The sequence below is a fragment of the Polyangiaceae bacterium genome, from assembly GCA_016715885.1.
Lineage (GTDB): Bacteria > Myxococcota_A > Polyangia > Polyangiales > Polyangiaceae > Polyangium.
The window spans coordinates 25,186-36,620 of the sequence record JADJXL010000021.1; the positions used below are offsets into that span (position 1 = coordinate 25,186).

Consider the following 11,435-nt stretch of genomic DNA (forward strand, 5'->3'; position numbering starts at 1 on the left):
GAATGCGCAGATGGCACGACGAGTCGTTATGCGTGCAAGGCCGGCGTGACGAGGTATTGATTGGCAGGTGAACGGCGAAGAGGCGACGATGGTGCATCGAGGCTCAGCCAGTGAGGCGGAGCGACGTAGGCGCGTCACGCGTGGAATCCGGGCATGTTGTGCTGATGCGCCGGCGCTTGGCCAACGCGTGGACGACATAGTGCAACATGTAACGAGCGCTCGCCAATAGGCCCAGCCGCTCGACCTCGCGGTAGATGCGCCACTGCCAGCGCGCCGCGCGTAGCTTGTTCGCCGACACCGAACCATTGCGCACGAGATAGAACGCGAGCGGTTCGGCCCCGGGGGCGCAGATCGCGCGGCCGGCCTTGCGCAGCATGCCCAGCCAGAACGCATAGTCCTCGTGCCCGATCGCCCGAAACTCGCCATCGCCCAAGCGCCGGTCGTAAATGCCGGTGCAGTTACCGATATGGTTGCTGCGCAGCATATCCCAATAACCAACTTCGGCTGGCGGCCGTACGACGCCGAGGACGCGGCCGTCCTCGGCCACCCGCTGGTAGACGGTGTAGGCGATCGCCGCGCCGGCCTTCCGCATCGCCGCAAGCTGGTGCTCGAGCTTGCTCGGATGCCACCAGTCGTCGCTGTCGAGAAACGCGATGTAGCGGCCCGTCGCCGCGGCAATGCCGCGATTGCGCGCCGCCGCCACGCCGCCATTGCGCTCGGCCCGCAGCAGGCGCACGCGCGGATCACGGCGCGCGTAGGCCTCGACCAGGGCAACCGAGCCGTCGGTCGAGCCATCGTCGGCGACCAGCAGCTCCAGCTCGCGGTGGCTCTGCGCCAGGACCGATTCCACCGGCCGGCGCAGGAAGCGCTCGGCGTTGTACGTCGGCATCACGACGCTGACGCGAGATTCGCTCATGTGCTGCCCTCCGCGCGCGAACAGATCCAAGCGCCGAGCGTCGCGAGCGTGTCGCGCGACTTGAAGACAAAATCCGTGTGTGGAACTACTTTTCCGGTGTCGAGTAGGCGCACGACTTCCGGGTCCGGCTCCGCCTCGACCGCGATCACCCGATGGCCGGCGCGGGCGTAGAGCGCGAGGAAATCGTCCAGGCGCAGCCGATTCATGTACATGAATCGATTGCCGGCGAGTAAGCGGAAGCTGCGCGGGCCGAGCTCGAGGAAGTTGATCGCGCTGATGTTCCGGTCGGAATGCGAAAAGTGGTCACTGAAGTCGATTCGGTGCACGAACAGGGCACCGGGTGCGGCGACGCGCCGGCCTTCGCGCAGGATCGCCTCGAGCACCGGCCCCGGGATATGCTCGAGCACCTCGTAGGAGACGTGCAGGTCGATGGTGCCGCCTGGCAGATCCAGGGCGGCGGCATCGCCGGGCGCTCGATATTCGATTGCGCACAGGGTGAGCAGGCGGCGCAGCGAGAAATTCCGCGAGAGATCCGCCAGCGCCTCGAGTCGATCCGCACGCAGTTCGGCGCCGAACAGCGCTGCGACGTGCTCACGCTCGGCGACGATCTGGCGCAGGTCTTCGGCCACCAGTTCAGCGCGCAGGTAGGGATTGAGGTCGACCGTGACCACGCGTTCGGCGCCCTGCAGCCAGAGCGAGATCGGCAGATTCAGACGGCGGCCGGTACCGACTTCGAGCACGCGCGCGCCGGCGATCGATTGACCGTGTGCCCGCGCACGCTGCGCGATCTGCACACCCTGGCGCAGCTTGTCCTCGACGTCGATCGTGCGAAGGCCGCCGAAGCGCCGCTGCACGGCGTAGTACAGGCGCTGTGACATTGGCTCGGGCAAGGCGGCGATCGCGTTCTGGATCGTGGCCTTGAGCATCCAGTTCATTTCCGTAGCTCCCCCGCCCGCCTGGCGGAACAAGCGGCCATCGGCCCAATGGCCAAGCTCACGTGATATATCGATTTCGCATCATGGCCTTCCCATGAAGCGGACGGTATGAACACCTCACGCCACGCCATTGGCGCCGAAAGTAAGTGAGCTACTTGTGACCCGACACCGGAAATGGTCAAGCACAAATCGAGAAGTGGAGCATGCGGACGCATGTTGACGACGTTCATCGGCGCAACGTTCCGTTCCCGACTCTCGAATCGAATCAAAAGCACTATGAAATTGTGGGGTCTTCTGTTCGAGACGCGAGTCCGAATGGAGGGGCCATTCATTCCGCGCGCACGCGTTGCCCCAGCGGTTCCACGTGCACCACGGTGCGCGGAAACGCGGCGCCAGCACCGGCATCATCGAGCGCTTTCTTGATGGACGAGGCCACGCGATCGAGCACGAGGAGGACATTCGCTTGGGGGGCGTGCGCCCAGAAGTGCACGGTCAATTCCACATTCGATGCGGCCAGCTTTTCGACATAAATCCACGGCGCCGGTTCGGAAAGAACGCCTTCGGTGCGCGAAAGGACATTGCGAATGATTTCGCGATCCGCATCGATATTGTCGAAATAACTTATGCCGACGACGAGACGCACCCTTCGGTAACCGAATGCGGTGCGCACGATCATCCCCTTCGTGTAGACGTCGCCATTGGGGACGACCACGAGCTCGTTGTCATAGGTCCGAATGCGCGTGGCGCGCACATCGATGTCTTCGACTGTGCCTTCGTAATCGCCCGTGCGAATTTGATCTCCAATACGAAATGGTCGGCGCCATAGCAGGAGCACGCCGGCGACGAAGTTTTGCAGAATGTCTTTGAGGGCAAAACCAATCGCTACCGAGCTGATTCCAAGGCCCGCAATGAGGTCGCGCCAGCGCAGCGAAGGAAAAACGATGACGCTCGCGACCGCCAGTGCAGCGAGCACGACGGCGGCCGACGCAACGCGGGCGATGAGCCCAATGAACCCAGGATCGAGCCGCGCTCTCGTGCCGGCGCGCGTGACGAGCGCTCGCACGAGCCTTGATATGACCATTCCAATGACCAAGCAAACGAAGCCCGCAAGAACGAACGGCAAACGCCTTACGAATGAATCGAGCAGCCGCGACAGCGACTCTCGCATCGTGAGCAGCTCGTCCATGGCGGATTTCGTGAATGCACGTTTCGAGCCGGTCAGTCTTGACCTCGCCCGGGGCCATGCCATATACTTCCCGGACGGAGGTGAGGAATGAAGGTCAAGACTGGCGCGCGCGCCGGTGATACCGGTACCTCGTATATCGGCGTCCCGTAATAGATTTTGAAACGAACCAGTGGAGCTCCTCCGTGGGCGCCACGAGAGCGCATTTCGACTCGCATCAAAATCGCTCGTCGCTCACGATCTGCCTTTTCAGCAGATATTCGGCCGGTTTGAACGACGCAAAGCGCACGACGGCGTCGCGAACCAAGCACTTCCACGTCGAGGTCGGAACGAACCAACCGGCAAAACGTCTTCCCGATTCGAGCTTTTCCTTGACGGGACCGCGCAATCGCGCATCGTAACGCTCGAGCGCTTTGCGCACATCACCGTCCCGATCGAGCTCTTCCGCGAGCGCATATCCACCCGCCACGGCGAGCGATGCGCCTTGCCCCGCCATGAGCGACACGCACCACGCGGAATCTCCCATGAGCGCAATACGCCCGCGCGTGAAGCCATCCATCACGACCTGCGATATCGAGTCGTAATAGACATGCTCCACCGTCTCCAATTCGCGCAGCATGTCGGGCACGATCCAACCGAGGTGCCCGTAAATCGATCGCAATTCGCCCGCGATTGCCGCCCGCGAATGATCTTCCACCGGCGCATTTGCACAATGCACGAAAATCGCCCACCTGCCCATCGCGAAGCGGATACGCGACGACCTGGAACCCTTTGCCAGCGATCGTGAAAAAAATGAATCGCTCACTGCAGAAAGAATTTTGGGTGCCTCGATGATGTACGCCGCTGTTCGATACCCGAGAAAGCGTACGAATTGCGACGCTGGCCCCCAAACCTTCTCCCGCAAGCTCGAATGAATGCCATCCGCTCCGACGAGCAAGTCGCAGACCGCTTTCTCGCCATTCGAAAACGTCACTTCGAGCGGTGTGCCTTCCTCGTCGATGAATGATTGCAGTTCCGTGCCAAACCGGATTTCAACCTGGCCTTCGATTTCTTCGTAGAGCGCGCGTTCGAGGTCGCCGCGCGTCAAGTTGAAGACGCGGCCCGCTGCCATGAGTTGCAGCGCTTCGTAGGATATCGAAAATCGGTCACGCCCGCGCTCGTCGATGAAGCGCATGTGCCGCACCGGATAATTACGTTGCTTCAGCGCTTCGAGAATGCCCAATTTCTCCGCAGCAAGATATCCCGGCCCAAAGAAGTCGATCATGTAGCCCGAGTCGCGAAGCGACTTCGCTCGCTCGATCAAGATTGGCTCGTGTCCTCGGCGTTTCAGACACAATGCAAGCGACAACCCCGCAATCCCAGCCCCGCAAATGACGATTCGCATGTCCCACCTCGAGTTCTTCAGAAACCTCCCGCAACGACGCTCACGACAGCACCCATGCCGCATATGCCAGCGCAGTAAGCTCGATGATGGCGAACGCGAGCAGGCCCGTCGGCAAGAAATCGAAAAAACCAAAACGTAATGGTTTTCCGTCGATATCGCGCAAATCCGCACGTTCGGTCAATGCTTGCGCGAGCGGTCCGGACGTCGCTGCCGTCAAAAAGAGCGAGCTGCCGGCGCATACCGAGAGCGCCAAACCCACATACACGGCGGACGGCGGAAGGCGCTTGGCGAGCGATTCCGCGACCTCGAGCAGCGCCGCCATGCTCGGACCGGCCGAAAAAAGCCCCGTCAGCACGCCGGCGAGCAGAAGAAATACGAAAAGCTGGCCGATGGGCGACAAGGGCAAATGTTCGAGCGTCTTGGCAACCAATTCGAAAAGCCCCGTGTCTTTTACGGCGACGACCATGACGAAGAGCGAAAGCAAAAAGAAAACCGCCTCGGCTTCGATTCCATTGCGCACCAGTTTTTCGCCCAGGCGACGATTGAGCACCAGCGCGAGCGCTGCGCCCATCCAACACACGAGCTCGGGACCGATACCGAGCGACGCGGGAAGAAAAACCCACGCTGCGACCATGAGACAGAGCGATGCTGCTGCGGGGACGAATACGCGATGATCGAGCTTGATTCGGCGGTGCATCGCTTCCATGACGGCATTCGAAAGCCCCGTCGAAACGGGATCTCTCGGTAGCCCCGCGGAAGGACGAACGAAGAAATGCGTCACGCCGAGCAAAACGACGAGCGCTATGGCCGTCGCCGGCGCCGCGTGTTTGAGATAATCGACGAAGGTCATGCTACCGCGGCCGAGGAGTAGAATGGCGGGAAAATCTCCAATGGGCGTGGCAGCTCCACCAAGGTTGCACGCTACGAGCAGAAGTCCGAGCGTCCACGAAACGTATCTCTGCTTCGTACCACCGAGCCTCAGTAGCACGTGCAAGACCGGCAATACGAGCACCAATGCGGTCAAATTGTTCACGATGCCGCTGACCAAATACATCACGACGGCGAATACGATTTTGAGACGGTTGGGATCGGCGCGGCCGATGCGTGTGGCCACTACGGCGAGTCTGTCGAAGAGCCGCGATTCAGCGAATAATTGTGACACGAGGCCGAGCGTCACCAATATGACGAGCACGTCCCAGGGCACTTCGGCCAGAATTCGTGACGTCGGCGATATGCCGAGCAGCGTGGACGCGAGACACGAAAGCCCCGCACCCGAGCACACGACGAGCACGCGATACGCGGGTAGAAACGCCTGCACGAGCAGCGTGACCATAAGAATGACGCTGAGAATAGTTTGCGCTTGCGTCACGATGGCTGTACCTCGGCAGCGCGCTCACGTGATGTCGCGGAAAAGTTTTTTCGGCAAATGACAGAAAAGTCGTCACAGCTCGTTTCGACGAGCCATCGGGGGTAAAGACGCATCGGCTGATCGAGCACGTTCCAGCCGATGAGGGTACGAAATTGCGATCGAACGTCAGGACCCGAGACGCGCAGCCACGTCGTGGCGACATGCGCGGAGTGGCCATCGGTGCCATACACGAACGTCAAAAGCGCGCTTCGTTTCCCTGCCCAGCGTCGAAAGTCAGCCAAGTCGACCGCTCGTAACGTGCCGCCAAAATTCGCCAAAACCCGCCGCATGTCCGGCGCGATGCCGAAAGGCTCGGCCACGAGGCCCATTTCCACGTTCGGCAGCGCGTCGACGAGCGCATCGAGCGCATCCACTTCGAGCCCCACGATCACCAAACGTGTAATGCCCTCGAGTGCACGTACCACATGCGTGACGTCCAGCGTGCTTTCGCGATGACCTTCGAGCCATTCGTGCGCAATGGCATCGAGCACCGGATATTCGCGGCCAAATGAGTCGCACGCCTCCGCGACCAGCTCGTCGCCCCCAAGCTGTACCAATTGGCGCACGAATAAATGAGCCGCACTTGCCATTCCCAGCTCGCCGGATGCCATGAGAAATGCTTGGCCCAAATGTCCGGGCAAGCGGCTCATCGGGTATCGTCCTTGGGGCGCGCAGGGAATCGTTCGAGCAATGCTCCAAGCGCACATACGAGCGCCGCATTGGCGAGCGCGTGATGCGGCGGTCCATCCAGAAGGCAATCGGCCAGCGTATCGAGCGCGGGCGACCCTTTTGGAGCAATCGCTTCGAGCGGTGCGAGCGGCATGTGCAGAGGATACGTGCGATCCTCGTCGTGGTCGGGCGCCAGGTGCCGCGGAAGCCTGAGTGGAACGGCAACGGATTCACCTGACGTGGGTTTGTCGGGGACTCCCCCGGTGCGTTCGAGCAGGACCGCCACCAGCGACAGCAAGGCGAAGTTTGCCCCTCGATGATGAATCGGCCCCTCGTCAAGGATGCAACGAGTAACGAACGCGCGATCCGCAGGATCTGGAACGAACGGCACGAGCACCGGATCGAGCTTCTCCGGCGTCAAAAGCGCGCGAATCGCCTTGGGAGGCGCTGGGGCGTGATGGTGCTTGTGATGATGCGGGGGCATGAAGACAGTTTAGCCGCAACCACTTGGATACCCAAGAAAATTACGTAGGCGGCCGCAGCGATCGCGCAAAAAAAGCACGGATCGCATGCCCATTCATTCCCATTCCCCTCGCAGCAGCTTGGCCCGCGGTGCGCGCTTGACCACGACGACCGCCTTCGCCACCAATGCCTCCTGCACCGCTTTGCCCAATAACACCACTTTGTCCACCATTGCGTCCCATGCCGCCTTGTCCACCATGAGCACCACCGGCTCCGCCATTTCCTCGACGACCACGGCCCCCATCGGCAGAAGCTCTTGGGGCTGGTTCGCACGCCGCTTGCGTAAATTCGTCAAAGAATTGGCCCAATCGTGAAGTACAGTTTTCATGGTCCGCGTCATCCATTCGAAAAGGATTTTGCTGGCTGCATCACTAAGCGCTCGTGATAGGTGTGAAAAATTGCATATTTGCCGAGCTTGACGTCCAAGCTACCTGCAAACTTCGTGCACCGCTGGAAAATTGGGCGAATTGATGGAGCGTCACGGCGGGAGCCATGGCATTGCGTTCATGGTCGTCGCGAAAGGCGAGTATGGGTGTCCAAATTGCGCAATGATGGCACAATGGCCGTTTTTCCGCGCACGCGCTTACGCAGAGCTCACTTCGGGCAGAGCTGCAGAATTCCGGCGCCTTCGTTGTTTCCGGGGTGGCAATCTGCAATCGTTCCTGCAGGATCGACGACGACGAAGACATCGCCGACGCCGGGGAGATCGCCGGTGCATTCGATGTCTTCGCATTCGCCCGGCAAGAGCAGCTTCGTCGTGACGGCCGTGCAGGCAAGAACGCTGGTTTGTAGCGTATCGCCCGCCAAAAAGTCGACGGTCACGCCGTCTTGCACCGGATTGGTCCCTCGATTGCACACGCGGGCTTTGAGCGTTGCGAGACCCGCCACGCCACCGCACAACGTTCCCAAGTCCGTGAAGACGGCGGTGAGATCCGCAACGTTGAGCAGGCCCAGGTTTCCTTGCGTATTTTGACGGAAATTGTTGAGGCCCGGCTGGGTCCAATTCGGGAGCACTTCACTCGAACGCGGTATTCGTGCGTCGTCGGTCACGTGGGTGATCGAATACGCGTGCTGGTTCCATATCGGGCGGGACGATGCCCAGCGATCTTCGGGATCGCGCAAAATGGCAAAACCGCCCATGACGCTGGATCCCATGCTTTCGGGGAAAAGCGGGTCGCTGGCTGGACAAGCGGGACCCGATGCGCGGGCGACGACGATTTCCGTGGCGAAATCGCCGTCCACATCGGCCACGACGGGCAATTCGAAGCCGGTGCCACTTCGCGCCGAAGCGCTGAAGATGACCTCCCCGGTTTTTCCTGAATAAACGCGAACGAAGCATTCATCGCCGTACACCGCTTCGGCATTACCGTCGCCATCGAAGTCGAAAACGGACGACCCGGTGCCGCTCGATGAAAAGTCTTGCGAAAGGCGCGCCCAAAGGACGCCGTCGGGCAGGTTTTCCATTCCGGGTGCACGAATGCACGTGCCTCCGGGGCGCTCGGCAGGGCTGGCGCCGCCGAGAGCCGCCACGCAATCCGGATCGTACACGGTGTAGTATTGATTTGCCGCTGCGGCGAATTCGACTTGCCCGTCGCCATCGAAATCGGCCGCGGTCGGCGGACCGCCATGGCCACCAGGCGTTCCCACGTCGTGATGCAATTCGATGGGCCCGAAGACGATGGTTCCGTCGAGCGTTTGCGCGCGAATCGTGCCCGTCGTATTCGGATTGAACGTGGTCGATTCAGCGCTGACGACGACCACTTCGGGCAGCTTGTTGGGTAGTGGCTGTCCGGCGATGGTCGAATACGCGCCGAGGTCCACGACGGCGACGTGGCCATGCTTGTGCGCAGCGGATGCCGTGAAATAGGGTTTGTCCACCCATTCCGTCGTCGCCGTGTCCCACGAAGCAATACGATCATACCGCACGAGGTCGGGTTTCATGTCGAGATCGACGTCGGCAATGGTCGACATGACGCCATGACCCAAATAAAATGTATCGGCGTAAACGCTGAGCAAACAACCTTGGGCATCGAAGACCATTTGATCGATGACGACCTCCGGTTTGCCGTCGTCGTCGAGGTCCCAAATGCCAGGGCCGTAATTGCCCAAATTGCTCGCAAACGTAACGGGCGTATCGCCATTCGGGCTGCACGTGCGCCCATACCAAAGACGCTTCAGCGCAGGTTTGGCGCCGCTCGAATCGATGGTCAATGCATACAGCTCGAGGGGCACGTCATTCCCAACGCCGCTCGTTCGATGCAGTCCCACGATTTCCGGATGGCCGCCACCCGCGACGTCTCCATCGAGGTCGCCGATGGCCCATTGCGTTCCATAAGCTGGCCGATTTTCGTCCGTCGGTTCGTCGAGCCCTCCGGTACGCATTTGCTCTTCACACGTGCGCCCGTCGAATACGCGTAGCGTGCCCACGCGCGTACCGCTGACGTTCTCGAACGTGGTCACGATGATCGACGGTTGAATTTTGCCTGGATCCTTGTCGATATTGAGCTCGGCGACGATCGGCGCCGTATAAATGGACGTGGAATTGATGGTCGGATCCGCTGCGTCCGCGGGCTTTTCCCACGAGCATTGCACGACGGGTTTGACGCCATTGGGATTGTTCTCCTTTTGGCACGTCGGATCATTGACGACGTCAGCCGGAACACCGTAAGGAATGCATTCGCCATTCGCATCGCAATACGAATCCCCAGGGCAATCGTCGAATGACATGCAAGATCCGAGCTCGGGGATGCAGCTACCATAACGACATTTGAACGACGGTGGGCATGCTGGACATTCGCTCGATCCACCCGCGCCCGCGCTGCCTCCACCTCCGCCATCGCCACCAATCCCCCCAGCTCCGCCCATCGAGCCGCCTTCGCCCCCGGCGCCGGCCGTGCCGCTCGATGAGCCCGTCGTCGGGTTCGTATTGGAATCGCCGGAGCAGCCCGCGTGCAGCATCGGCAAGAGGGGAACGAGCCATACGAGCATGGCCGAAGCGAGTGAAGTTCGAGGTAAGCGTTTCATGAAGCGAGAATACGCGAAACGCCGAAAGAATGAACTTCGAATCGCCCACCATTCACGATGAATGCGTCATTGCCAAGCATTCGATCGGCGCGTGGACAACGCATGAGAGATCGCGTGCAAAACGACGATCAAACCGAGCAGCACGACGACCGCCGCGGCAGCAATGGTTGGCGTCGCTGGATCGGTCGCTGCATGGAAAATGAGCACGGCCAAAGGCTCGATGGTGAATTTTCGCGGCGGAGAAAGCGCGTCCACGACGAGGAGCGGCGCGGCCGTTCCGAGCGCGCGTGCCAGCACGAGCAGCACTTCGGCAATGAGCGTCCGCATGGCGAGCGGCAGTACGACGTGAACGAGCGCTCGCCATGGATCGGCGCCGAGCGCAAGCGTTGCGTCGCGCACGAGCGGAGGGACCGTCCGAAGTGCCGCGCGCGCTCGCACGACGACCACGGGGAAAAGAAAGACCGCAAGCGTGAACGCAGCCATGGTGCGCGTCGAGCGGACGCCAAAGGAGCCCGACAAAAGCGCCACGCCGAACAGACCGTAGAGAACCGAGGGAACGGCAGCGAGCAGCGCGATCGATCGCTCGGCAAGGGAAGTGAACGTGCTTCGAGCTGCGTAGTGTTCGAGGTGCACGGCAGCCGCGATCCCCACGGGAAGCGCCAGCGCGAGGGCGAAGCCGACGGTGCGAGCGCTTTGCACGAGCGTGAGGACGAGGCCCGAGCGCACGGCAGGACTGGACAAACCGGGCAGCGCATGGACCAAGGTCGTCAAGACAAACCATGCGCCGAACGCGAGCGGGAGCGTCGCACAGAGCGCGCAAAACACGTGAAAAACGCGATCCGCGCGGGACGATCGAGTCGCCGAGCTCATCGCGACGCGTCTCCGTGCGCGGGTTTGTCCAACGAATCGCGAGAGATGTCGAGCGACCGCGCGGCAGCATGCGCTCGCCAAGAACGCGCGTGGTGGGTGTGTGTCGTCGAAAGAGTCGTCGGAGTGAGCACGTCGTGGGTTGGTCCAGGGCGCGAGCGTAGTTCGAGCGTGTGACAAAGTGATGACAGCGCGGTGCCGCGCGTAAGCTTTGGGAGACCGACGCTCTTCGATGCCCGGGTCGCGCACCGCCGCGAACGGCTACGCGTATCCAGCGCTGAGCAGCGGTATCACATGGCGACAGATCGTCCCCATGAGAGTGCAACCTGAATACACACCGCATACCGCACCGGGTGCACGAAATGCAGGGCTATTTTTCTGTATCGTCGAATAATTGGAGATACAAACTTTCGCTTCCGACCAGTTACGGTAAAGGTCCTTTCTCTTCCGCTCCCAGTGATTGCATATTTTCAAGGGTTCACTGGTGCAGATGGTGCACGAGGGCACGCGCCGAGGTTGAATCCGTA

At 61.1% G+C, this 11,435-nt stretch carries 10 protein-coding genes; all 10 read right to left on the bottom strand.

The annotated features are described in order from the left end of the window. Positions 1–103 precede the first annotated feature (103 nt). The 10 genes from IPM54_31150 to IPM54_31195 all read right to left on the bottom strand — a co-directional run bounded on the left by IPM54_31150 (position 104) and on the right by IPM54_31195 (position 10,911). Positions 104–916, bottom strand: a complete 813-nt coding sequence (locus IPM54_31150) for a glycosyltransferase family 2 protein (GenBank protein MBK9264247.1) — start codon at positions 914–916, stop codon at positions 104–106. Further along, positions 913–1,851, bottom strand: coding sequence for a methyltransferase domain-containing protein (locus tag IPM54_31155; GenBank protein MBK9264248.1), 939 nt, complete (start codon positions 1,849–1,851; stop codon positions 913–915). Before IPM54_31155 ends, IPM54_31150 begins: the two co-directional genes overlap by 4 nt. 328 nt (positions 1,852–2,179) lie before the next feature. Continuing rightward, the gene (locus IPM54_31160; GenBank protein ID MBK9264249.1) at positions 2,180–3,100 is read right to left on the bottom strand and encodes a mechanosensitive ion channel; all 921 of its coding nucleotides are present in this window, start codon (positions 3,098–3,100) and stop codon (positions 2,180–2,182) included. 151 nt (positions 3,101–3,251) lie between these two features. Continuing rightward, positions 3,252–4,418 (bottom strand): FAD-dependent monooxygenase, encoded by a 1,167-nt coding sequence (locus tag IPM54_31165; GenBank protein ID MBK9264250.1) that lies wholly within the window; start codon positions 4,416–4,418, stop codon positions 3,252–3,254. Positions 4,419–4,458: 40 nt separating this feature from the next. Then, complete coding sequence (locus IPM54_31170; protein MBK9264251.1) at positions 4,459–5,751, bottom strand: permease; 1,293 nt, start codon at positions 5,749–5,751, stop codon at positions 4,459–4,461. 32 nt (positions 5,752–5,783) lie between these two features. Further along, positions 5,784–6,476, bottom strand: a complete 693-nt coding sequence (locus IPM54_31175) for a hypothetical protein (protein ID MBK9264252.1) — start codon at positions 6,474–6,476, stop codon at positions 5,784–5,786. Then, the gene (locus IPM54_31180) at positions 6,473–6,928 is read right to left on the bottom strand and encodes a hypothetical protein (GenBank protein MBK9264253.1); all 456 of its coding nucleotides are present in this window, start codon (positions 6,926–6,928) and stop codon (positions 6,473–6,475) included. The genes IPM54_31175 and IPM54_31180 overlap by 4 nt, the downstream gene beginning before the upstream one ends. 144 nt (positions 6,929–7,072) lie before the next feature. Continuing rightward, positions 7,073–7,345 (bottom strand): hypothetical protein, encoded by a 273-nt coding sequence (locus IPM54_31185; protein MBK9264254.1) that lies wholly within the window; start codon positions 7,343–7,345, stop codon positions 7,073–7,075. Positions 7,346–7,611: 266 nt separating this feature from the next. After that, complete coding sequence (locus IPM54_31190; protein ID MBK9264255.1) at positions 7,612–10,041, bottom strand: hypothetical protein; 2,430 nt, start codon at positions 10,039–10,041, stop codon at positions 7,612–7,614. A gap of 66 nt (positions 10,042–10,107) precedes the next feature. After that, entirely contained in the window at positions 10,108–10,911 is an 804-nt protein-coding gene (locus IPM54_31195) for an ABC transporter permease subunit (GenBank protein MBK9264256.1), read from the bottom strand. Positions 10,912–11,435 lie beyond the last annotated feature (524 nt).

Coding starts and splice junctions, on each gene's coding strand:
- IPM54_31150 (MBK9264247.1), bottom strand. CDS start 916: ATGAGCGAATCTCGCGTCAGCGTCGTGATGCCGACGTACAACGCCGAG.
- IPM54_31155 (MBK9264248.1), bottom strand. CDS start 1,851: ATGAACTGGATGCTCAAGGCCACGATCCAGAACGCGATCGCCGCCTTG.
- IPM54_31160 (MBK9264249.1), bottom strand. CDS start 3,100: ATGGCATGGCCCCGGGCGAGGTCAAGACTGACCGGCTCGAAACGTGCA.
- IPM54_31165 (MBK9264250.1), bottom strand. CDS start 4,418: ATGCGAATCGTCATTTGCGGGGCTGGGATTGCGGGGTTGTCGCTTGCA.
- IPM54_31170 (MBK9264251.1), bottom strand. CDS start 5,751: ATGGTCACGCTGCTCGTGCAGGCGTTTCTACCCGCGTATCGCGTGCTC.
- IPM54_31175 (MBK9264252.1), bottom strand. CDS start 6,476: ATGAGCCGCTTGCCCGGACATTTGGGCCAAGCATTTCTCATGGCATCC.
- IPM54_31185 (MBK9264254.1), bottom strand. CDS start 7,345: ATGAAAACTGTACTTCACGATTGGGCCAATTCTTTGACGAATTTACGC.
- IPM54_31190 (MBK9264255.1), bottom strand. CDS start 10,041: ATGAAACGCTTACCTCGAACTTCACTCGCTTCGGCCATGCTCGTATGG.
- IPM54_31195 (MBK9264256.1), bottom strand. CDS start 10,911: ATGAGCTCGGCGACTCGATCGTCCCGCGCGGATCGCGTTTTTCACGTG.